We start from the raw sequence: 22,291 nt of genomic DNA, 5'->3' as shown, positions 1-22,291 counted from the left end.
GACAGTCTAGTACCCCGGCGGGTGCATCGCCGTCGCGCACGTCACCCTGCGCGACAACCCACCTGCGACCTGCGGCGACGTCCGGTCAGGGCGCGCCGGCGGGCGCCGATTCGGCTCCGGGGGCGCCGCTGTCCTCGCTCGTTCCGCGCTGCGTCGCGTCACCCTCGGTGCTCACGGAGGCCTCGTGCTCCTCGCTCGTTCCTCGCTGCGTCGCGTCGGCCTCGGTGCTCACGGAGGCCTCGTGCTCCTCGCTCGTTCCTCGCTGCGTCGCGTCGGCCTCGGTATCGGGCCGGATGTCGATCCGCCACCCCGTCAGCCGTGCGGCGAGGCGGGCGTTCTGGCCCTCCTTGCCGATGGCGAGCGAGAGTTGGTAGTCCGGCACGATCACGCGCGCGGCGCGGCCGGCGAGGTCGACGATCTCGACGCGGCTGACCCGGGCGGGCGAGAGCGCGTGGCCGACGAGCTCGGCCGGGTCGTCGGACCAGTCGACGATGTCGATCTTCTCGCCGTGCAGCTCGTTCATGACGTTCCGCACCCGGGCGCCCATCGGCCCGATGCAGGCGCCCTTGGCGTTGACGCCGGACTTGGTGGACCGGACCGCGATCTTCGTGCGGTGCCCGGCCTCACGGGCGATGCCGGCGATCTCGACGGTCCCGTCGGCGATCTCCGGGACCTCGAGCGCGAACAGCCGTCGGACGAGATTCGGGTGCGTCCGCGAGAGCGTGACCGACGGGCCCTTCATGCCCTTCTTCACGCCGACCACGTAGCACTTGATCCGTGCCCCGTGTTCGTACTTCTCCCCCGGGACCTGCTCCTGCGGGGGCAGGATCGCCTCGACCTTGCCGAGGTCGACCAGCACCGCCTTCGGGTCCCGGCCCTGCTGGATGACGCCGGAGACGATGTCGCCCTCCCGGCCCAGGTACTCGCCGTAGGTGAGCTCGTCCTCGGCGTCGCGCAGACGCTGGAGGATGACCTGCTTCGCGGTCGTGGCCGCGATCCGGCCGAAGCCGGTGGGGGTGTCGTCGTACTCGCGCAGGACGTTGCCCTCGGGGCCGAGTTCCTGGGCATGGACGACGACGTGCCCGCTCTGCCGGTCCAGCGACACCCGCGCGTGCGGCTGCGAACCCTCGGTCCGGTGGTACGCGATCAGCAGGGCGGCCTCGATGGCCTCGACGAGCAGCGAGAACGAGATCTGCTTCTCCCGCTCCAGTGCGCGCAGGGCGCTCATGTCGATGTCCATCAGTCCTCCTCTCCCTGCAGCTCGTCCGACTTTCCGAATTCCACTTCGACCCGGGCCCGCCGCACTTCGCCGTACGCAAGCGGGCCGTCCGCGAGGACGGCGACGTCCTCACCGGCCTCCAGCACGCGGGCGGTGCGGGTGCTCCCGTCGGTGAGCTCGGCCTTGACCAGACGCCCCACCGCGCGCCGCCAGTGCCGCGGCGCGGTCAGCGGCCGGTCGGTGCCGGGGCTGGTGACCTCCAGCACATAGGCCTGACCGCCCATCACATCGGAGGCGTCCAGGGTGTCGGAGACCGCGCGGCTCACCTCGGCGACGCCGTCGAGGTCGATCCCGCCGTCGCGGTCGACGACGACCCGCAGGACCCGCCGGCGTCCGGCCGGGGTCACCTCGACGCCCTCCAGGTCGAGACCGGCGGCCGTCACGACGGGCGCGACCAGGCGCTCGATGCGCACGGGGAGCGTCTCCGCGGCCATTGCCCTGACCTCCCGTCACCGGCTGTCCTGTTGGAAAAATCGCGCCTCGCTGTGTCCGTGCGCGAACGACCGGTGTTTCACACGGCGGGGCGTGTCACGTGGCCCATCACCATAGCCGGACCCGGGCGCGAGGTAGCGTCGCCCGGTGCCACCCGTACCGCCTTCCCGCCGCCAGGTCCTCTCCGGCCTGTCCGCCGTGACGGCCTTGTGGCTGCTCCCCGGCTGCACCGGGGACGACGGCGACGACGGCCCGGACGCCGGCCGCGCGCCGGATCCCGACCTGGACCTGCTGACGCGCGCCATCGCGGACAAGCAGAACCTGCTCGCCGCCTACGCCGCGACCACCGCGCGCCACCCCGGGTTGGCCGCGCGTCTGGATCCGATGCGCGCCGATCACACCGCCCACCTGGCCGCGCTCACCGGCTTCCGCTCCGACGTCCCGGTCCCGGAGGCCTCGGCGACCGCGGTCCCGACCGCCCCGGCGGTCCCCGCGGAGCCGCAGCGGGCCGTGACCGCCCTCGCGTCCGCCGAGCACTCCGCCGCCGGCCGCCGCGTCAGTCAGTGCGAGGCCGCCCGCGACCGGCAGCTCGCCCGGCTGATCGCCTCGATCGGCGGCAGCGAGGCCGCCCACACCGCCGTCCTGCGAGCGGGTTCATGAGCGCCGACCTGGAGGTCCTCGGCGAGGTGCTGGCCGCCGAGCACGCGGCCGTCTACGGCTACGGGGCCGCCGCGGCCCAACTCAGCGGCATCAACCGCGCCGCGGCGCTGCAGGCACTCGACGTCCACCGCGACCGCCGCGACCAGCTGCGCCGCAAGATCCTCGACGGCGGCGGCAAGCCGGTCGAGTCCCAGGCCGCCTACCAGCTCCCCCGCCCGTTCACCGGCCTCGCGACGGTCGTCGACGTCGTCGCGGGCATCGAGCGGGACGTGGCGCTCGCCTTCGGCGCCCTCGTCGCCGCCTCCGACGGCGACGACCGCGGCTTCGCCGCCCGGGCTCTGCAGGACGCCGCGATCCGCGAGTCCGCCTGGCGCAGCGAGGCGGCCCGCTTCCCCGGCCTCGAGGACCCGGGCCTCGCTCCCGAGGCCCCGACCCCCGGCCCGTCCTCCCCCTCCTGACGCCCCTGACCCCCCGTCACCGTCGCGACGTCAAAAAAGGGTGACACCCCTTACTGCGCAGTAAGGGGTGTCACCCTTTTTTTGACAGCGCGCGCCGGCGTCAGAGCCAGGGGTCGGGTCAGAGCCAGCGGTCGGTCAGAGCCAGCGGTCGACGAGGTCGAGGACGTCGAGGAGGCGATCGAGGACCGCGTCGGCCTCGCCCTGGACCGGGCCGCGCTCGTGGTCGCCGATCACGGTGAACGGGACGAGGGCCGCGCGCATGCCGACCTGCTTCGCGCCGTGGATGTCCTCGAACGGGCGGTCGCCGACGAACAGGACGCGCTCGGGGTGGGCGTCGACCGCGTCGGCCGCCGCGAGGAAGGCCTCGGGGTGCGGCTTGGTGCGGGCGATCTCGGAGGAGTAGACCGCGCCGTCGATCAGGTCGAGAACGCCGTCGCGGGCGAACCAGGCCTCGTGCTGGGCGCGGGGCCAGATCGTGTTCGACAGGACCCCGACCCGGAGGCCGCGCTCCTTCAGCCCGGCGAGGACGGCGGGGGTGTCCGGGTCCAGCGCGGTCGCGGGCTCCCACTCCCCCAGGTGCGCGGCGAGCAGGTCCGGGTGGTCGTCGAGACCGCACTCGGCGAGGACGTCGACGAACCGGGTGCTCTCACAGTCACCGTTGCGGCAGCGGGACCACAGCCGCTCGTCGACCTCGGCGAGCCGGACCGCGAGGTCGGCGACGTCGTGCGCCGGGTCCACTGCGACGGCCGCGGCCGCGACCGCCTTCCAGGTGCCGGGGATGTCCATCGGACGCCAGCGCGTCAGCGTCCCGCCCCAGTCGAAGATGACGGCATCGAGCCGGGCGGGCGCCCCGTTCGGCGCGGCGGTCATGCGGTTCCCTCCCCGGAGCCGGTTTCCCTGTGCGGATCCCCCCACGATCATGCCCCCACGAATCATGCCCCGACGATCGCGCGCATGGCGGCGACGGCGGCCGGCAGCGCGACCTCGCTCCGGGTCCCGGCCCGCCGGTCCCGGATCTCGACCGTGCCCCCGGCCAGCCCCCGGCCGACGACGACGATCACCGGCAGCCCGAGCAGCTCGGCGTCGGCGAACTTCACCCCGGCCGAGACGGCGGCCCGGTCGTCGAGGAGGACACGAAGACCGGCCGCGCCGGCCTCGTCGGCGAGACGCTCCGCCGCGGCGGCGACGTTCTCGTCGCGGCCCGCGGCCACCAGATGGACGTCCGCCGGTGCCGCGACCGGCGGCCAGCAGATGCCCGTGTCGTCGTGGTGCTGCTCGACGATCGCCCCGATCAGGCGGGTGACGCCGAGGGCGTAGCTGCCCACGGCCACGCGCTCGTTGCGCCCGTCGCGGCCGAGCACGACCACGCCGGTCGGCCCCGCGCGCCGGCCCAGCCGGGCGATCCGCGCCACCGCGATCCCCGAGTGCAGGCGCAGCCGGCCGCCGCAGGCCGGGCAGGGGTCGTCGTCGCGGACGTGGACGAGGTCGACGTACCGCTCCGGGCTGAAGTCGCGCCCGGCGACGAGGTTGCGGACGTGCCGCCCCGGGGCGTTCGCACCGGTCACCCACGCGGTGCCGCGCGCGATGCGCGGGTCGGCGAGGTAGCGGAACGCCTTGCCCGCCAGACCCTGCGGCCCGATGTAGCCCCGCACCAGGTCCGGGTGCTCGGCGAAGTCCGCGTCGGTGAACAACTCCACCCGGGCCGGGGCCAGCGCCGCCTCGACGCGGGCGAGGTCGACCTCGCGGTCGCCGGGGACCCCCACCGCGACGACCTCCCGCGTCCCGTCCGGGGCCGTCGCCGTCAGGAGCAGGTTCTTCAGCGTCGCCGACGTCGGGACGCCGAGCCGGTCGGCGAGGGACTCGATCGTCGGGGTGTCCGGGGTGTCGACCTCCTCGGGCGCGGGCGCCGGCCCCCGGGACGGGGTCGCCTCCACCGGCAGCGCCCCGGCCCGCACGGCGGCCGACGCCGCGGCGTAGTCGCAGGCGCCGCAGGTGACGTAGACGTCCTCGCCGGTCTCGGTGGCCGCGAGGAAGTGCTCCGCGTGCTCGCCGGCCCCGGCGGGCGCCGCCACGATCCGGTAGTCGAGCCCGACCCGCTCCAGCAGGCGCATGTACAGCGCCCGGTGGCGGTTGTACGCGGACTGCAATCCGTCGGAGTCGATGTCGAACGACCAGGCGTGGTGGGCCACGTACTCCCGGGCGCGCAGCAGCCCGCCCCGCGGACGCGACTCCTCGCGCACCACCGGCTGGATCTGGAACAGCGTCACCGGCAGGTCGCGGTAGGAGGAGATCTCGGCACGCAGCAACGCGAGGACGCCGGCGAGCCGATCCGGGTCGGCGACCGGCAGGGCGACCTCCTGGCCCCCGATCGCGGCCAGCTCGGCCCGCAGCGCTTTCTCGACCGCGTCGAGGACCCGGCGGCCGAGCGGCAGCCAGGCGTGGACGCCGGGAGCGGCGCGGCGCAGGTACCCGGCCCGGACGAGCAGCCGGTGGTTGGCGGCCTCGGAGTCCGAGGGGTCCTCGCGGAGCGTCCGGAGAAAGAGCTGCGAGAGCCGCAGCGGCGGGGCGTTCACCGCGCGCGGGTCCGGGCGGGCCGAGCGAACGACCCGGTTACGGGCGCAGGCCCGTGATGGACGACGGCGGCGTCGGCGGCTCGTGCGAGCCGGTGTCGTGGCGCGCCTCCTCCTCGGCCCGTCGGCTGGCGCGGGTCCAGCGGCCCGGCATCGCCGGCGGGAGGTTGTCCTCCTCCAGCGCGGTGCCGTCGGCAGCGGCCGGGCCGGCCTGCGTCGGGCCGGAGTCGACGACGATCGGCTTGGGGTGCTTCTCGGCCCACCAGGAGCCGATCCAGTCGCCGAGGTAGACGCCGACGATCGTGTAGCCGAGCAGGAGCACGGCGGTCCAGCCGTCCTCCTGGGACAACCGGATCACCACGGTCGGCCAGGCGAGGGCGACCGCCCACAGGATCGGCACCGAAGGCCGGATCAGGCCGAACGGCAGGGACGCGGCGATCAGCAGCGTCCCGAGCAGGTAGGCGTTCGGGGTGTCGTCGATCAGCGGCACCGCCGCGACCAGCAGGCCGACCGACGCCGCCGCCAACCACAACAGGGCGAGCATCGTCTTGGGGTTCATGCCCTCGCGCACCGGAAAACTCCCACCGCCGGTCGTCGAACCAGCCTCGAACTGCTGTACCGCCTCAGCCTAGGCGTGCGGCGCGGGTTCCGGGCGGATCTAGGCAGAACGGGCCGGGTCGGCCGTCCGGACCGCGAGCGGCAGCGGGGCGGCCATCAGCGCGTAGCCCTGCGAAGAAGTCCCGAACCGGAAGCCGGTGATCAGGTCGACGAAGCCCAGGCCCCGGTACAGCCGCCGGGCTCGGGTCTCCCCGTCGTAGGTCGACAGCAGCGCGGTCGGGTTGTCGACCCCGGAGAGCAACCGCGTCAGCAGTGTCAGCCCCAACCCCTGGCCGTGGTACTCGGGATGGACGTGCAGTTCGGTGACCGCGTAGGCATCGGAGATCCACGGGCCGTAACCGGCCGCCCGCAGCGACGGGCTGATCTGGTCGAACCACCACTGGCCGCTGCGGCAGGCAGCGCCGTACGCGAACCCGACGAGCTGCTCGTCGCCGTCTGAGGTCTCGAACGCTCCGAACGCCCGGAAGCCCGGGTGGGCGGTGTGCCGTGCGTAGACCGCGACCCGGTCGGGCGAGACCGGCCCGAGCGCCACGGACTGGACGGCCGCCGCGTCCGCCGCCCGGACCCGTAGGTCCAGCGGCGCGATCGTCACCACCACACGGTCCTCCCGGCCGACCTCGGAACAGCCTGTCTCAGAGCAATCTGTCTCAGAACAACACCGAGGCGAAGGTACCGATCTGGCGGAACCCGACGCGCCGGTACGTGGCCAGCGCCGCGGTGTTGAAGTCGTTCACGTAGAGGCTGACGGTCGGGGCGATGCCGGCCCGGGCGAGCTCGACGACCGCCGCGACGCCCGGTGCCGCGAGCCCCTGACCCCGGTGCGCGGGGTCGACCCAGACCCCCTGCACCTGGCAGACCTCCGGGGTCGCCGCCCCGACCTCGGCCTTGAACACGACCCGGTCGTTCTCGATCCGGGCGAACGCGCGGCCGGCGTCGACGAGCTCGGCGATGCGGCACCGGTACAGCAGGCCGCCGTCCCCGCCGAGCGGCGAGACGCCGACCTCCTCGGTGAACATCGCGACGCAGGCCGGCAGAACGATGTCCAGCTGCGCGCGCGTCACCGGCCGGACGCCGGGGTCGGGGGTCAGGCTGCGGTCCGGAGCGTCGACGGCCATCAGCGGCTGCGCGGGCCGGACCTCACGGGCGGGGCCCCAGACCGGGGCCACCCGCTCCCAGAACGGGAGCACCGCGTCGGCCGGTCCGACGATCGAGGAGCAGCGCCGCACCGTGCGCGCGGCCCGGTCGGCGAAGGCCGCCACCGCCTCGGCGTCGGCTTGGACCGGAACCACGTTGGCGCCGACGTAGAGCATCGAGCGCAGGACGCCGTCGACCGAATAGCCCCACACCTCCGCGGCCCCGCGGGTGGGGCCGAGCCCGCCGCTGCGCAGCCGGGACAGGACGAAGACGTTCGCGACCGGGTTCTGCTCGGCCAGCCGCAGGGCGGCGGGCAGGTCCGCCAGGGTCAGGACGCGGAGCTCCGCGGCGCCGGCGGCCGTGTCGCGATCGACCGGGACTGCCACGCACGCTCCTCGGTTGCCGGAAGAGGAATGCCGGATCAGGGACGCCGGATCAGGACACCGAGACGACGGGTTCGCCGGGGCCGGCCCCGGCGGCCGACATCTCCTCGGCCAGACGCAGTGCCTCGTCGATCAGTGTCTCCACGATCTGGTGCTCGGGCACGGTCTTGATGACCTCACCCTTGACGAAGATCTGCCCCTTGCCGTTGCCCGACGCCACCCCGAGGTCGGCCTCGCGGGCCTCGCCGGGTCCGTTCACCACACACCCCATCACGGCGACGCGCAGCGGGACGGTAAGTCCGTCGAGACCCGCCGTCACCTGATTCGCGAGCGTGTAGACGTCCACCTGGGCGCGGCCGCAGGACGGGCACGACACGATCTCCAGGCCGCGCTCACGCAGACCCAGTGACTCCAGGATCTGCATCCCGACCTTGACCTCCTCGACCGGAGGCGCGGAGAGCGAGACGCGGATCGTGTCGCCGATGCCCTCGGAGAGCAGCGCGCCGAAGGCGACGGCCGACTTGATCGTCCCCTGGAAGGCCGGCCCGGCCTCCGTGACGCCGAGGTGCAGCGGGTAGTCGCACGCCGCGGCGAGCTGCCGGTAGGCGTTGATCATCACGACCGGGTCGTTGTGCTTCACCGAGATCTTGACGTCGTGGAAGTCGTGCTCGGCGAAGAGCGACGCCTCCCACAGCGCCGACTCCACGAGCGCCTCCGGGGTGGCCCGGCCGTACTTCGCCAGCAGCCGCTTGTCGAGGGACCCGGCGTTGACGCCGATCCGGATCGAGACGCCGGCGTCGGCGGCCGCCCGCGCGATCTCGCCGACCTTGTCGTCGAACTGCTTGATGTTGCCCGGGTTCACCCGCACCGCGGCGCACCCGGCGTCGATCGCGGCGAAGACGTACTTGGGCTGGAAGTGGATGTCCGCGATCACCGGGATCGGGGACTTCTTCGCGATCGCCGACAGCGCGTCCGCGTCGTCCTGCGACGGGCACGCGACGCGGACGATCTGGCAGCCGGCCGCGGTCAGCTCCGCGATCTGCTGCAGGGTCGCGTTCACATCGGCCGTCAGCGTCGTGCACATCGACTGCACCGACACGGGTGCGTCGCCGCCGACGAGGACGTCGCCGACCCGGATCTGCCGGGACCTGCGCCGTTCGGCCAGCCGAAGGGGCGGCGGAGCGGGCATCCCGAGCGAAACAGCGGTCACGGGATCGAAATTAGCTCACGGTGATGGGGTTGACGATGTCGGCAGCCAGCAGCAGCACCGTGAGTGCGATCAAGACCACGACGAATGCGTACGTGGCGGGCAGCAGCTTGGTGATGTCGACCCGCCCCGGATCGGGCTTCCCGAAGAGCCGGAACAGGCGCCGCTTGCCCGCCTCGTAGGTCGTGACCGCGACGTGGCCGCCGTCGAGCGGGAGCAGCGGGAGGGCGTTGAACAGCGCCAGGAAGATGTTCAGCCCGCCGACGTTGAGCAGCACCAGCGAGAGCCGTTCGGTGGTCGAGCTGTTGTCCAGGCTGAAGAACTCGCCGGAGACGCGGGCCGCGCCGACCACGCCGGACAGGCCCTCCTGGTCGCGCTCCTCGCCGCCGAGGGCGTCGAAGAGCTCGCCGATCTTCTCCGGGAAGTCCGCGACGAGCCGCCCGGAGGCCTTCACGACCTCCCACATCAGGTCGACGGACCGCCCGGCGGCCGCGATCGGGCCGTCGTGCTCGGCCTGGAAGGACGGCCCGACGCCGAGGACACCGACGGCAACGACCTGGTCCGGATTGTCCAGGTCCGCCCGTTCCCGGGTGACGAGGTCCGCGGTGAGCGTCACGAGCTTGCCGTCGCGGAGGACGGTCACGGCGAGGGGTCCGGCACCGGCCTCGCGGATGAGCCGCGAGGCGGTGTCCCAGTTCCCGCCGACCCGGTCGGCCCCGACGGCGAAGATCTCGTCGCCCTCGAGCAGCCCCGCGGCCTTCGCCGGCGACGGAGCGTCCTGGGGTCCGCAGGCGGCCGTGGTGGCGGTCGCGGCCGGGATGCACTCGGACACCGACTGCACGGTGGTGGTCGGCGTGTACCGGCCGATGCCCATGAAGGCGATGACGAAGAGGAGGAACCCGATCACGAGGTGGAGGAAGACGCCGGCGAGCAGCACGACCGTCTTCTTCGGGGCGGAGTACCGGTAGAACGCCCGGTCACGGTCCGCCTCGTCGACCTCCTCGAGGTCGGTCATCCCGATGATCTTGCAGTAGCCCCCGGCGGGGATGGCCTTGAGCCCGTACTCGGTCTCCCCCCGGCGGAACGACCAGATCTTCGGGCCGAATCCGACGAAGTACTCGGAGACCTTCATCCCGTACATCTTCGCGGTCACGCAGTGGCCGAACTCGTGGATCGCCACCGAACCGAGCAGCAGCACCACGAACAGGACGATCCCGAACAAGGTCAGCATGCAGGCCCGTTCTTCCCCGTCGTGCGATCCCGCGCCACCGTGCCCCCCAGCAATTCCGCGACCCGTGTCCGGGCCCAGGACTCCGCGCCGAGCACGTCGTCCAGGGTGAGTGTGCCGTCCCGCCCGAGCACGCCGGAGTCGGTGTGGTCGGAGACGACGGCAGCGACCGTATCCACAATCCGGTTGAAGTGCAGGGATCCGGCGAGGAACGCCGACACGCACTCCTCGTTGGCGGCGTTGAACACGGCCGGGGCCGTGCCGCCGGTCCGCCCGCACTCGCGCGCGAGCTCCACCGCCGGGAAGGCGACGCGGTCCAGCGGCGCGAACTCCCAGGTGGTGGCCGTGCTCCAGTCGCAGGCCGGGGCGACGGCGGGCACCCGGTCGGGCCAGCCGAGCCCGAGCGCGATCGGCAGCCGCATGTCCGGCGGCGACGCCTGCGCGATCGTCGAGCCGTCGGTGAACGTGACCATCGAATGGACGATCGACTGCGGGTGGACGACGACCTCGATCGCGTCGAAGTCGATGCCGAACAGCAGGTGAGCCTCGATCAGTTCCAGGCCCTTGTTGACCAGCGTCGCCGAGTTCACGGTGATGACCGGACCCATGTCCCAGGTGGGGTGCGCGAGCGCGTCGGCGACGGTGACCGACTCCAGCTCCTCACGCGTCCGGCCGCGGAACGGGCCGCCGCTGGCGGTGAGGACGAGCTGAGCGACCTCGGTCGGAGCGCCGGCGCGCAGACACTGCGCGAGCGCGGAGTGCTCGGAGTCGACCGGGACGATCTGCCCCGGCGCCGCGGCCGCGGTGACCAGCGGCCCGCCGACGATCAGCGACTCCTTGTTGGCCAGCGCGAGCGTGCGCCCGGCCGCCAGGGCGGCCAGCGTCGGCGCCAGCCCGACCGAGCCGGTCATCCCGTTCAGGACGACGTCGGCCGACCAGGCGGCGAGCTCGGTCTGCGAGTCCGGCCCGGCCAGGATCTTGGGGAGCGCGAACTCCCCCGCGTTCCAGCCGCGCTGCTGAGCCTCGGCGTAGAAGGCCAGCTGGAGGTCCTGGGCCGCGCCCGCCCGGGCGACGCCGACGACCTCGACGCCGAACTCCAGCGCCTGCGCGGCGAGCAGATCGACGTTCCCGCCCCCGGCCCCGAGTCCGACGACGCGGAACCGGTCCGGGTTCGCGCGCACGACGTCGAGGGCCTGGGTGCCGATCGATCCCGTGGAGCCCAGGACGACAACAGAACGCGGGGTCACCCGGTCATTCTCCCTGGGACTCAGGAGTCCGCATTGCCGACCGGTCCGGGCGCGCTCTTCTTGTCTCCCGCCGGCATCTTCTCCGCCTCGAGTTGCAGGCCGTCGCCCGCCGCGTTGGTCAGGGTCAGGATGCGGTGGTCGATCTTCCAGGTCACGTCACCGGTGAGGACGGCCAGCACCCGGTCGGTCCCCTCGACGCCCGGGCAGGCCATCTTGGTCGTGGCGATCGGCCCGAAGGTGATGGTGTCGCCGGAGACCGTCGCGTCACCGAAGAGGCGGTTGCAACCGTCGTTGCCGGTGACCCGGCCGTCGGCGAACTCCAGGAACGCCTTGGGCGGGGCCATGCCGGCCGAGACCGCGGCGTTCGGGTCGTCCGCGGCGTCGCGGGCCGGGCCGGAGGTCAGGTGGGTGACGTTCCACCGGGTGCCCTCCAGCGGGAGGTCGGGCTGGACCTGCTCGCGGGGACCGAACACCATCCGGACCGAATCGGTGCTGAGGTCGAGGGTCGTCCCGTCGTAGGTGTAGGCCGGGCGAGCGGTCAGGAAGGCCGCGACGAACTGGTCCTGCTCGTGCCGGCCCTCGCCCGGGCAGCCCATCTCGGTCATCGCGAGGTCGTCGACGACGAGCTTCCCGTCGGCGAAGCGCACCGGGCCGCTCATCGTGTTGCAGCCCGCCTGGGCGCTGACCGCGCCGTCGGCGAAGCGGAGCGAGACGCTCGTGCCCTTGACCAGCTTCTTCGGCTTTCCGTTCTCGGTGACCGAGGTGGACAGGAACTCCCCGTCCGGGGTCCCGGCCGACGGTCCGGGGCCGCTGCCGCCGGCCGCCGGGTCGGGCTCCGAGGACGCCGCGTCGCTCCCGCACGCCGCCAGTCCCGCCACCAGCAGCACCGCCAGCGGCAGCATCAGCCCGCGCCGAACCCGCCCCCGCCGGGCCCAGGTCGTCCCCGTGCGTGCCATCTCGTTCCCCCGTTCGTCACCGTTCTCTCCAGCAGGACGCGCGAGGGGGCGAAAACGTTCACCGCGGTCCGGTGCGCTCAGGTCGGCAGCGCGACGTACTTCGTCTCCAGGTACTCCTCGATGCCGACCGTGCCGCCCTCGCGGCCGAGGCCGGACTGCTTCACCCCGCCGAACGGGGCGGCCGGGTTGGAGACGAGCCCGACGTTGAGGCCGACCATGCCGGACTCCAGTCGCTCCGCGACCCGGAGCGCCCGGTCGAAGTCGGCGGTGAACGCGTAGGCGACCAGGCCGTACTCGGTGGCGTTGGCCTCGGCGATCGCGGCCTCGTCGTCGTCGAAGGTGCGGATCGCGGCGACCGGGCCGAAGATCTCCTCGCAGGTCAGCCGCACGTCGTCGGGGATGTCCGTGAGAACGGTCGGGGAGTAGAAGTAGCCCGGCCCGTCGCCGGCCTTGCCGCCGAGCAGCAGCTTCGCGCCCCGGGAGACGGCGTCGGAGACGAGTCCGTCGACCTTGTCGATCGCGGCCTGGTCGATCAGCGGCCCGAGCGTCACGCCGTCCTCGGTCCCGCGGCCCGGCACCAGGGCGGCCATCTTCTCGACGAGTCGCTCGGTGAACTCCCCGGCGACGGCGGAGTGCACGAGGAACCGGTTGGCCGAGGTGCAGGCCTGCCCCATGTTCCGCATCTTCGCGATCATCGCGCCCTCGACGGCCTTGTCGAGGTCGGCGTCGGCGAAGACCAGGAACGGCGCGTTGCCGCCCAGCTCCATCGAGGTCCGGAGCACCTGGCCCGCCGACATCTCGATCAGCATCTTGCCGATCGCGGTCGAGCCGGTGAACGAGAGCTTGCGGAGCCGGTCGTCGGCCAGCAGCGGCTCGCTCACGACGCTCGGGTCCTTAGCAGTGACGACGTTGAGCACGCCGTCCGGAAGGCCGGCCTCGCGGAGGATCTGCGCCAGCATCAACATCGACAGCGGGGTCTGCTTGGCCGGCTTCATCACCATCGTGCAGCCGGCGGCGATCGCGGGGCCGATCTTGCGGGTGCCCATCGCCAGCGGGAAGTTCCACGGGGTGATCAGCAGGCACGGCCCCACCGGCTGCTTGATCGTCAGCAGCCGGAGGTTGCCGGCCGGGGCGGTCGAGAACGAACCGGAGATCCGCGCGGCCTCCTCGGAGAACCAGCGGAAGAACTCGGCCGCGTACGCGACCTCGGCCTTCGACTCGGCCACCGGCTTGCCGTGCTCGAGGGTCATCAGCAGCGCGAGGTCGTCGGCCCGCTTCGTCATCGCCTCGAACGCGCGACGCAGGATCTCCGCGCGCTCCCGCGGGGCCGTGACGGCCCACGTCGGCTGCGCCTCGACGGCGGCGTCGAGCGCCGCCCGGGAGTCCTCCGCGTTCGCGTCCGCGACCGTCCGCAGCTCGGCGCGGGTGGCCGGGTCCTCGACGCCGAACTCCCGGCGACCCGTGGCCGGTCGCCACTGGCCCCCGATCAGCAACCCGTCGGGGACCGCGTCCAGGACCCGCCGCTCCGCTGCTTCACCCATGGATCCTGCCTACCACTTGACCATGACGTGCTTGAGCTCGGTGTAGTGCTCGACGGCGTACAGAGACATGTCCTTGCCGAAGCCCGACTGCTTGAACCCGCCGTGCGGCATCTCGGAGACCAGCGGGATGTGGTCGTTGACCCAGACCGTGCCGAAGCGCAGGGCGGCGGAGGCCCGCATCGCCTTGCCGACGTCGGTCGTGAAGACACTCGCGGCCAGGCCGTAGTCGACGGCGTTCGCCGCCGCGATCGCGGCCTCCTCGTCGGCGACGCGCTGCACGGTGACGACCGGGCCGAACACCTCGCGCTGCACGATCTCGTCGTCCTGGCCGACACCGACGATCACCGAGGGCTCGAAGTAGTAGCCCGGCCCGTCCCCCGGGCGGCCGCCCGCGGTGGCCTCGCCCGACCCGGCCAGCGCACGCTCGACGAACCCGGCCACCCGCTCGCGCTGCTTCGCGGACACCAGGGGGCCGAGCTCGGTCTCCGCCGCGCCCGGATCACCGGAGATCAGGGTCTTCGCCCCGTCGGTGACGCCGGCGACGGTCGCCTCGTAGGCCCGCTCGGTCGCGATGACGCGGCAGGCGGCGGTGCAGTCCTGGCCCGCGTTGAAGAACGCCCCGAGCCGGACCGCCGCGGCCACGGTCTCCGGGTCCGCGTCGTCGAGGACCACGACCGGCGCCTTGCCGCCGAGCTCGAGGTGGACGCGCTTGAGGGTGGACGCCGCCGCGGCCATGATCGCCTTCCCGGTCGCCACCGACCCGGTGAGCGAGACCATCGCGACGGCCGGATGCTCGACGAGCGCGGCCCCGGCCTCGCCGGTCCCGGTGACCACGTTCAGCACGCCGGGCGGCAGGACGTCGGCGAGAAGTTCGGCCAGCCGCAGCACCGACAGCGGGGTCAGCTCGCTCGGCTTGAGCACGACGGTGTTGCCCGCCGCCAGGGCCGGCCCGATCTTCCAGGCCGCCATCATCAGCGGGTAGTTCCACGGCGCGATGCTGCCGACGACGCCGAGCGGCTCCCGCCGGAGCATCGAGGTGTAACCGCTCAGATACTCCCCCGCCGGCTTCGCCTCCAAAGTGCGGGCGCCACCGGCGAAGAACCGGAAGTTGTCGATGGTCAGGTCCATCTCGTCCGGCAGCGCGGACACCGGCTTGCCGACGTTCGCCGACTCGATCGCGGTGAACTCGTCGGCGTGGTCCTCGATGACCTGCGCGATGCGCAGCAGCGCCTCCGAGCGCTCGCGCGGCGTGGTCACCGACCACGACTCGAAGGCCTTCGCGGCCGCTTGCACCGCCCGGTCGACGTCCGCCGTCCCGGAGGAGGCGGCGCGGAACAGCACGTCACCGGTCGCGGGGGCGTACACGTCGTCCAGTCGGCCGGACTCCGGGTCGACCCAGGCCCCGTCGATCCAGTTCTGAGCCGGCAGGTCGACCGGGAGAGACGTCAGGTTCGGCACGTTCCACCTCGCTTGCGATCGGTTCGGGTGGGTGAGAGATACGAATGAAAGGGCGTCAGTTCGCAGCAGCCGGCGCCGCGGCGGTGGACGACCGGGCGATGTCCTCACCCTCGGTCAGTCGCTGCGCGAGATAGACGGGGATGATCGACAGGAGGATCGCGAACAACCCCACCGCGTTGACGATCGGTCCCTGGTTGGGCCGCGAGTAGTTCTGGAGGATCCAGATCGGCAGCGTCTGCGTCGATCCGGCGGTGAAGATCGTGACGATGATCTCGTCGAAGGAGAGCGCGAAGGCGAGCAGGCCGCCCGCGAGCAGCGCGGACCGGATCGTCGGGAAGGTGACGTAACGGAAGGTCTGGAGCGGGTGCGCCCCGAGGTCCGCCGACGCCTCCTCCAGGTGGCCCGACATCCGCCGCAGCCGGGCGATGACGTTGTTGTAGACGAGCACGATGCAGAACGTCGCGTGGCTGATGACGATGGTCAGCAGGCCGAGATTGACGCCCCCGATGAGCGGCGCCTCCCGGAACGCGGAGTTCAGCGCCATGCCGGTGACGATGCCCGGCATCGCGATGGGGATGACGACCAGGAACGAGATGGTGTTCCGGCCGAAGAAGCTGTAGCGCGCGACCGCGAACGCCGCCAACGACCCGAGGACCAATGCGACGCCGGTGGCCATCAGCGCCACCTTGACCGACGTGGTGAGGGCCTCCCGTGCGCCCGGGTTGTGCAGCGCCGCGTCGACCCACTTCGTCGACAGGCCGTCGATCGGCCAGCGCTGGACCCGCGAGGAGTTGAACGCGTACAGCGCGATGATCGCGAGCGGGAAGTAGATGAACGCGAGGGTGATCGCCGTGCCGGACCAGTGCAGTGCGCGGGCGCGCCGGGAGAAGTTCAACGCGACCCCCTCACAGGTTCTCGAAGGCGCCGAGGCGACGCGCGACCAACAGGTAGGCCGTCATGACGACCAACGGGAAGGAGGCGTAGGCGGCGGCGAACGGCAGGTTCCCGGCCACGCCGAGGTTGTCGTAGATGACGTTCCCGATGAACTGGCTCGAGGAGACGAGCCGCGGGGTGATGTAGTCCCCCATCGTCAGCGAGAACGTGAAGATCGAGCCGGCCACGACCGAGGGGAACGCCATCGGCAGGATCACCTTGCGGAACGTCGTCACCGGCGACGCCCCAAGATCTGACGAGGCGTCGAACAGCGAGTCGGGGATCCGCTCCAGCCCGGCGTAGATCGGCAGGATCATGAACGGCAGCCACAGGTAGGTGAAGGTCAGCCAGATCCCGATCAGACCGTTGCCGCCGGTCCCCGGGCCGGACATCCCGAACGGGTCGAGCATCCAGTTGAGGACGCCCTCCTCGGCGAGGATGGTCCGCCAGGCGTAGACCTTGACGACGTAGCTGGCCCACAGCGGCAGCAGGACCGCGACGAGCAGCAGCCGACGCTGCCGCGGCGTCGCGACCTTCGCCATCGTGAACGCGATGGGGAAGGCGAGCACCGCGCAGGTGAGCGTGACCGCGAAGGCCATGCCCACCGTGCGCAGCGTGATCGTCCAGTAGGTGTCACTGGTCAGCAGTTCACGGAAGTTCTCCGTGCTGATGTCCTCGATCACGACCTGGTTGCCCAGGTCGAAACGCCACAGGCCGTTGAAGAGCATCACGGCCAGGGCGCCCAGGTACGCCACCACCAGCCATGCCACGGGCGCGGCCAGCAGCAGCGAGACCTGGAGCCACCGGCGCCCACGCAGCACCCGGGCGATCGGGTCGAGAACCCAATCGGTCCGGGTGCGCGTGGCCGTCCCCGCGGAGGCGCCGGTGTCGATCACCGTTCAGTCCTGCTTCTCGGTCCTGCGTCTCAGCCCTTGATCTCGGTCCAGGCCTTGACCCATTCCGAGTAGTCCTTGCAGACCTCACCGCGGGCGTCGCCGCAGTCCTTCACCGGGGTCGTCCAGTACGCGACCTGCTCGAAGTAGGCCTCGTCGGTGGCGTGGTAGGTGTCGCAGTGCTTCTTGTCGGCGGTGAAGTTGCACGCCTTGCGGTTGGACGGCGCCTCGCCGAAGTACTCGGTCGCGGCCGCGTTCGCCTTGGGCGAGGCGATGTGGTCCATCCACATGTACATGCAGTTCGGGTTCTTCGCCTGGGACGAGAGCATCCAGGTGTCGGACCAGCCGGTCGAACCCTCCTTGGGCAGGATCGCCTTGATCGGCGCCTTGTCGGCCTTCAGGACGTTGGCGATGACCTGCCACGTCGTGCCCGCGACCGAGTTGCCCTTCGCGAAGGCGTCGATCTCCTTGGTGTAGTCCGACCAGTACTCACCGATGATGCCGCGCTGCTGCTTGAGCAGGTCGACGGCCGCGGTGAACTGGGCGTCGTCGAGCTCGTAGACGTTCGTGATGTTCAGCTCGGGCTTGGTGGCCTTGAGGTAGAGCGCGGCGTCTGCGATGTAGATCGGGCTGTCGTAGGCCGTGATCTTGCCCTTGTACGGCGAGTTGGTGTCCCAGACGACGCTCCAGCTGTCGGGCGCCGGCTTGACCTTCTCGGTGTTGAACATCAGCAGGTTCGCGCCGCGGCCGTGCGGGATGCCGTAGTGCACGCCGTCGACGGTGTTGTGCGGCTTGTCCTTCAGCCCGTCGAAGATGTCCTTGTAGTTGGGGATCAGGTCGACGTTGACCGGGGACACGTCGCCGGCCCCGATGAGCCGCAGGGAGGCGTCGCCGGAGGCGGAGACACCGTCGTACTTGCCGCTCTTCATGAGCGTGACCATCTCGTCGGACGTGTTGCCCAACGTCACGTTCACGTTGCAGCCGGTCTTCTTCTCGAAGTCGGACACCCAGTCGACCTTGGGGTCGGTGGAGCCGTCCTCGACGTAGCCGGCCCAGGCGACCAGGTTCAGCTTGCCCTCGCCCTCCCCGAGCGACGTGGCCATGCCTTCCGTGCCGGTGCCCGTGCCCGTGGTGGCGCCGGCGCCCGGAGTCGCCTGCGCGACGTCGTCGTCGTCATCTCCACCGCAGCCGGCGAGTACCAGGGCCAGGGTCGCAACCCCCGCCAGCGCCGTTCGGCGATACCGCATCCACATTGTGTGTCCTTCCAAGGGGTGGGGGTGTCAGCCGGGGAGCAGCCGGTTGTGCTGCTCCCCCCAGATGAGGCGCACCGGCCGGTCCCGGGCGGCCAGCGCGTCGGTGGACTTCGTTGCGAGGTTCTGCTCGGTGACCACCAGCTCGTCGCCGGCGTCGAGCGTCACGGTGTAGCGGGTCTCCGCCCCCAGGTAGGACACGTCGGTGACGACGCCGGTGGCGCTGCACTCCCCGTCACCGGCGCCCGGACCGTCGATGTCGACGAGGCGGATCTTCTCCGGGCGCACGGTGAACGTGCCTTCGCGCCCGAGGATCTTGCGGGCCGACTCCGGCCCGAGGAGGTTCGACGTGCCGACGAACCCGGCGACGAAGGCGTCCGCCGGGTTCTCGTAGAGCTCGGCCGGCGGCGCCACCTGGACGATCCGACCCTCGTTGAACACCGCGATCCGGTCACTCATCGACAGGGCCTCGGCCTGGTCGTGGGTGACGAAGATGAACGTGATGCCCACCTCGGCCTGAATGGCCTTCAGTTCCTTCTGCATCTGCTCGCGCAGCTTGAGGTCGAGCGCACCGAGCGGCTCGTCCAGAAGCAGCACCCGCGGGCGCTTCACCAGCGCGCGGGCGAGCGCCACGCGCTGGCGCTGACCGCCCGACAACTGCGTCGGGCGCCGCTTCTCGTAACCCTCCAGTCGCACCATGGCCAGCGCCTCGGAGGCCCGCCGGCGGCGCTCCGCCTTCGGCACCTTCTCGACCATGAGGCCGTAGGCCACGTTGTCCCCGACCGACATGTGCGGGAACAGCGCGTAGTCCTGGAAGACCGTGTTGACGTCCCGCTGGTACGGCGGCCGGGCGGTGACGTCCTCGCCGTGCAGGAGCACCCGGCCCCAACTCGGCTCGACGAGGCCGGCGACGATCCGCAGGCAGGTCGTCTTGCCGGACCCCGACGGTCCGAGCATCGAGAAGAACTCGCCCTCGTCGACCTCGAGGTCCACGCCGGTGAGCACGTCGACGTCGCCGTAGCGCTTGCCGATTCCCTCGAGCCGGACCGCCGCTCCCATCAGCCGCGCGTCTTCCGCAGGGCGGCGGCGAAGGCGTCGACCGCGCGGTCCACCTCGGCCTCGGAGACGATCAGCGGTGGCATGAAGCGGACGATGTTCCCGTAGCTGCCGGCCCCCATGAGGATCAGTTGGCCCTCCTCCAGACAGGAGCGCAGTACCGCGCTCACCCGTGCCCCGTCCGGTCGGCCCGTTGCCGGGTCGACGAGTTCGACCGCCACCATCAGCCCGAGGCCACGAACCTCGGCCACCCCGGCGTCGTCGGCGGCGGCCTTCTCCAGTCCGGCGCGCAGCTGCTGCCCGCGCGCCTCGACGTGGTCGAGGAAGCCGGGCTCGGTGAGGACGTCGATCGTGGCGAGCGCGGCCGCGCAGCCGATCGGGTTGCCGCCGTAGGTCCCCCCGTGGGACCCACGCGGCCAGCGGCTCATGACCTCGGCCGAGGCGCCGATCGCCGAGATCGGGAAGCCGGACGCGATGCCCTTGGCCATCAGCAGGATGTCGGGGCGGACGCCGGCGTGCTCGACGGCGAACATCCGGCCGGTGCGGGCGAACCCGGTCTGGATCTCGTCCGCGACGAAGAGGATGCCGTGGTCGCGGCAGATCTCCTCGACCCCGCGCAGGAAGCGCGGCGGGGCCGCGTAGTAGCCACCCTCACCGAGGACGGGCTCGAGCACGATCGCGGCGGTCTCGGCCGGCGCGGTCTGACTGACCAACAGATGCCGCAGCGCCGCCAGGCAGTGGTCGGTGGCGGCCTCGATGTCGCCGCCGAACTTCAGCGCGGTGGGGAACGGCGCCACAAAGATGCCGGCGGGCAGCGGCTGATAGCCCGCCCGGTAGCCGGACTTGGACGTGGTCATCGCCATCGCGAGCATCGAGCGGCCGTGGAAGCTGCCCTCGAAGACGATGACGTTCTGCCGCCCGGTCGCCTGCCGGGCCAGCTTCACCCCGCCTTCGGTGGCCTCGGCGCCGGAGTTCGCGAGGAAGAAGACCTCGATCGGGTCCGGGGTGATCTCGGCCAGCCGATCCGCCAAGGGATTCATCAGGTTGTGGCGGTAGACGTTCGCCTGGGCGTGGAGAAAGCGCCCCGCCTGATCGGCGATCGCCGCGACGACCTTCGGGTGGCAGTGGCCGGTGCTGGTCACGGCGATGCCGCTGGAGAAATCGAGGTACTCGGTGCCGTCCCCGGTGGTCACCACACAGCCCGAACCGGAGACCACCTCGAGGTCCGTCACGGAGAACCACACGTCCGACAGGTGCGAGGTCGGACCCGAGGTCATCCCCGAAGCCATCGGCGCTCCCTGGTGGTCGAGACTTGTGCGAACCCGCCGGAATGAGAGATAACCTATGAGTTCAGATGTTTAAGGTCAACGACTGATGGACCTTCATCCGGATAGGGCGGACGCGATGCATCGGTGGGCACCGGACGCCCGGGCCGCCGTGTTCGCGCCGCTCGACACCCTCAGCCGTACCGAGCTCGTCGCGGGGCGACTGGCCGACGCGATCGTGCTCGGCCTGCTCGCCGACGAGGAGCAGCTGCCGAGCGAGGCCGACCTCGCCGCCCAGCTCGCCGTCTCCACCGTGACCGTGCGCGAGGCCCTCACCGTCCTGCGCGAGCGCGGCCTGGTCGAGACCCGCCGGGGCCGGGGCGGCGGCAGCTTCGTCCGAGCCCCGGCCGACCCCACGGCCGCGGAACTCCGCGAGCGCCTGGCCCGGATCTCGCTCATCGAACTCCGCGACCTGTTCGACCACTACGCCGCCGTGGGCGGCACCGCCGGCCGGCTCGCCGCTGAGCGAGCCTCAGCCGAGGACATCGAACGGCTGGAACGGGCGGCCGACCAGCTCGCCGCGGCGACGGACGCCGGCGCCCGCCGCCGCGCGGAGGGCTACTTCCACCTCGAGATCGCGGCGGCGGCGCAGTCCGCCCGGCTCGCGCGCGAGGAGCTCGCGCTGCAGAGCGAGCTCGGCGCCCTGCTCTGGGCGCCGTTCGAGGGCGAGGCCGTGCAACGACGCGCGGCCGCGCAGCACCGCGAAATTATCGCCGCCATCGCCGACGGCGACGGCCCGCTGGCCCGCGATCTGGTCGAGGCCCACGTGCGCGCGGCGGCGGAAAGAGTGACCGAACTGCGACTGAATTTGCTGACCTGATCGAAATAGGCGCGTAGTACGTTGGGCGCCCCAACCGGGCAATCACGGGGGCTGCCGTGGCGCTGCACCAGATGATCGAGACCTCCGAGTCGGTGGGCCAGCACGTCGCGACGGCCGCCGAAGCCGTCTTCGAGCTGGTCTCGAACCTGCGCCGCACCACCGAGAACCTCTTCGCCGAGGCGCACCGCGACGGCCGCCCGGTCGGAGTCGCGGACCTGGCCGCCATCGACGCCATCGCGATCGGCATGCTCGGCGAGGTCGACGGCATCATCCCCGGCGCCGGCTTCATCGCCGCCCCGAACACGCTGAGCGACGCCCCGCGCTGGCTGCAGTGGTGGCAGCAGGGCCGCAACGGCACCGCGTCGCGACTGGTCGTCGAACTCGACCCGAGCCGGGACCGCTTCTACGACTACGTGCCCCTCCCCTGGTTCGCCGTCCCCGCGGCGACCGGCCGCCGCCACGTCACCGGCCCGTACGTCGACTACGTGTGCAGCGACGAGTACGCGCTCACCTTCACCGAGCCGATCTTCGTCGGCGGGACCTTCGTCGGCGTCGCCGGCGCGGACGTCTTCGTCAACCGCTACGAGTCGCTCGTGCTCCCGCCGCTGCGGTCGCTCCCGAGCGCCGCTGCCCTGGTGAACACCCAGGGCCGCGTGATCGTGTCCAACACGGCCCGACTCGTCACCGGCTCCCTGGTCCGCCGACTCGACCTCGCCGGCTTCGTCGCCGGCGGCGAGGCGACCAGCAGCCGGCAGGGGCTGACCCTGCAGCGCTGCGGCGACGTCCCGATGGTCCTGCTCGTCGGGGACCGCCTGGTCGCCTGACGTCCCGTCAGGCCCGCTC

22 protein-coding genes are annotated in these 22,291 nt (G+C 71.9%); 4 read left to right on the top strand and 18 right to left on the bottom strand.

Going from position 1 to position 22,291, the window contains the following annotated elements:
- Positions 1–85 precede the first annotated feature (85 nt).
- Positions 86–1,240: a transcription termination factor NusA gene (gene nusA, locus SPOPO_RS0118580; RefSeq protein ID WP_019876495.1), complete on the bottom strand. Its 1,155-nt coding sequence runs from the start codon at positions 1,238–1,240 to the stop codon at positions 86–88.
- Entirely contained in the window at positions 1,240–1,713 is a 474-nt protein-coding gene (gene rimP / locus SPOPO_RS0118575) for a ribosome maturation factor RimP (protein WP_019876494.1), read from the bottom strand. Before rimP ends, nusA begins: the two co-directional genes overlap by 1 nt.
- Before the next feature lie 145 nt (positions 1,714–1,858).
- On the opposite strand from rimP, the gene SPOPO_RS0118570 reads away from it, so the two are divergent.
- A complete protein-coding gene (locus tag SPOPO_RS0118570) occupies positions 1,859–2,371 on the top strand; it encodes a hypothetical protein (protein ID WP_028984906.1) in 513 nt (170 codons plus the stop codon).
- On the top strand, positions 2,368–2,829 hold the full coding sequence (locus tag SPOPO_RS0118565) for a ferritin-like domain-containing protein (protein ID WP_019876492.1): 462 nt from the start codon (positions 2,368–2,370) through the stop codon (positions 2,827–2,829). The genes SPOPO_RS0118570 and SPOPO_RS0118565 overlap by 4 nt, the downstream gene beginning before the upstream one ends.
- A 135-nt stretch (positions 2,830–2,964) precedes the next feature.
- Here SPOPO_RS0118565 and SPOPO_RS0118560 read toward each other — a convergent pair whose 3' ends face one another.
- From SPOPO_RS0118560 to SPOPO_RS0118485, 16 genes are all read right to left on the bottom strand, one after another.
- Entirely contained in the window at positions 2,965–3,699 is a 735-nt protein-coding gene (locus SPOPO_RS0118560; protein ID WP_019876491.1) for an HAD family hydrolase, read from the bottom strand.
- 62 nt (positions 3,700–3,761) lie between these two features.
- Complete coding sequence (locus SPOPO_RS0118555) at positions 3,762–5,402, bottom strand: YbaK/EbsC family protein (RefSeq protein WP_019876490.1); 1,641 nt, start codon at positions 5,400–5,402, stop codon at positions 3,762–3,764.
- A gap of 37 nt (positions 5,403–5,439) precedes the next feature.
- The gene (locus tag SPOPO_RS0118550; RefSeq protein WP_019876488.1) at positions 5,440–5,970 is read right to left on the bottom strand and encodes a hypothetical protein; all 531 of its coding nucleotides are present in this window, start codon (positions 5,968–5,970) and stop codon (positions 5,440–5,442) included.
- An 87-nt stretch (positions 5,971–6,057) separates the two neighbouring features.
- Complete coding sequence (locus SPOPO_RS0118545) at positions 6,058–6,609, bottom strand: GNAT family N-acetyltransferase (RefSeq protein ID WP_156870020.1); 552 nt, start codon at positions 6,607–6,609, stop codon at positions 6,058–6,060.
- 55 nt (positions 6,610–6,664) lie between these two features.
- The gene (locus SPOPO_RS0118540; protein ID WP_019876485.1) at positions 6,665–7,537 is read right to left on the bottom strand and encodes a GNAT family N-acetyltransferase; all 873 of its coding nucleotides are present in this window, start codon (positions 7,535–7,537) and stop codon (positions 6,665–6,667) included.
- 49 nt (positions 7,538–7,586) lie between these two features.
- Positions 7,587–8,723: a flavodoxin-dependent (E)-4-hydroxy-3-methylbut-2-enyl-diphosphate synthase gene (gene ispG / locus SPOPO_RS0118535; protein WP_019876484.1), complete on the bottom strand. Its 1,137-nt coding sequence runs from the start codon at positions 8,721–8,723 to the stop codon at positions 7,587–7,589.
- 31 nt (positions 8,724–8,754) lie between these two features.
- On the bottom strand, positions 8,755–9,972 hold the full coding sequence (locus SPOPO_RS0118530; RefSeq protein ID WP_019876483.1) for a M50 family metallopeptidase: 1,218 nt from the start codon (positions 9,970–9,972) through the stop codon (positions 8,755–8,757).
- Positions 9,966–11,216 carry a 1-deoxy-D-xylulose-5-phosphate reductoisomerase gene (dxr, locus tag SPOPO_RS30445; protein ID WP_019876482.1) on the bottom strand — a complete coding sequence of 417 codons (1,251 nt, stop codon included), beginning with the start codon at positions 11,214–11,216 and terminating at the stop codon, positions 9,966–9,968. Before dxr ends, SPOPO_RS0118530 begins: the two co-directional genes overlap by 7 nt.
- A 20-nt stretch (positions 11,217–11,236) precedes the next feature.
- Positions 11,237–12,172, bottom strand: a complete 936-nt coding sequence (locus tag SPOPO_RS30440; protein ID WP_084671253.1) for an META domain-containing protein — start codon at positions 12,170–12,172, stop codon at positions 11,237–11,239.
- Positions 12,173–12,249: 77 nt separating this feature from the next.
- Entirely contained in the window at positions 12,250–13,713 is a 1,464-nt protein-coding gene (locus SPOPO_RS0118515) for an NAD-dependent succinate-semialdehyde dehydrogenase (RefSeq protein ID WP_019876478.1), read from the bottom strand.
- Between the two features lie 9 nt (positions 13,714–13,722).
- Positions 13,723–15,171, bottom strand: a complete 1,449-nt coding sequence (locus tag SPOPO_RS0118510) for a gamma-aminobutyraldehyde dehydrogenase (protein WP_019876477.1) — start codon at positions 15,169–15,171, stop codon at positions 13,723–13,725.
- Between the two features lie 55 nt (positions 15,172–15,226).
- A complete protein-coding gene (locus tag SPOPO_RS0118505) occupies positions 15,227–16,066 on the bottom strand; it encodes an ABC transporter permease (RefSeq protein ID WP_019876476.1) in 840 nt (279 codons plus the stop codon).
- A gap of 10 nt (positions 16,067–16,076) precedes the next feature.
- Positions 16,077–17,000, bottom strand: coding sequence for an ABC transporter permease (locus SPOPO_RS0118500; RefSeq protein WP_019876475.1), 924 nt, complete (start codon positions 16,998–17,000; stop codon positions 16,077–16,079).
- Positions 17,001–17,029: 29 nt separating this feature from the next.
- Positions 17,030–18,244 carry an ABC transporter substrate-binding protein gene (locus SPOPO_RS0118495; protein WP_156870018.1) on the bottom strand — a complete coding sequence of 405 codons (1,215 nt, stop codon included), beginning with the start codon at positions 18,242–18,244 and terminating at the stop codon, positions 17,030–17,032.
- Positions 18,245–18,277: 33 nt separating this feature from the next.
- A complete protein-coding gene (locus SPOPO_RS0118490) occupies positions 18,278–19,306 on the bottom strand; it encodes an ABC transporter ATP-binding protein (protein WP_019876473.1) in 1,029 nt (342 codons plus the stop codon).
- Positions 19,306–20,592: an aspartate aminotransferase family protein gene (locus tag SPOPO_RS0118485; protein ID WP_211210918.1), complete on the bottom strand. Its 1,287-nt coding sequence runs from the start codon at positions 20,590–20,592 to the stop codon at positions 19,306–19,308. Before SPOPO_RS0118485 ends, SPOPO_RS0118490 begins: the two co-directional genes overlap by 1 nt.
- Positions 20,593–20,707: 115 nt before the next feature.
- On the opposite strand from SPOPO_RS0118485, the gene SPOPO_RS0118480 reads away from it, so the two are divergent.
- Together SPOPO_RS0118480 and SPOPO_RS0118475 are read left to right on the top strand one after the other, a co-directional pair.
- On the top strand, positions 20,708–21,448 hold the full coding sequence (locus tag SPOPO_RS0118480) for a FadR/GntR family transcriptional regulator (RefSeq protein ID WP_019876471.1): 741 nt from the start codon (positions 20,708–20,710) through the stop codon (positions 21,446–21,448).
- A gap of 56 nt (positions 21,449–21,504) precedes the next feature.
- Positions 21,505–22,272 (top strand): cache domain-containing protein, encoded by a 768-nt coding sequence (locus tag SPOPO_RS0118475; RefSeq protein ID WP_019876470.1) that lies wholly within the window; start codon positions 21,505–21,507, stop codon positions 22,270–22,272.
- Positions 22,273–22,291 lie beyond the last annotated feature (19 nt).

Origin of the sequence: Sporichthya polymorpha DSM 43042 (assembly GCF_000384115.1) — a bacterium.
In the GTDB taxonomy this organism is placed as follows: Bacteria; Actinomycetota; Actinomycetes; order Sporichthyales; family Sporichthyaceae; genus Sporichthya; species Sporichthya polymorpha.
Note: the sequence above shows the minus strand (reverse complement) of the source record. Positions and strands in the feature narration are given on the sequence as shown.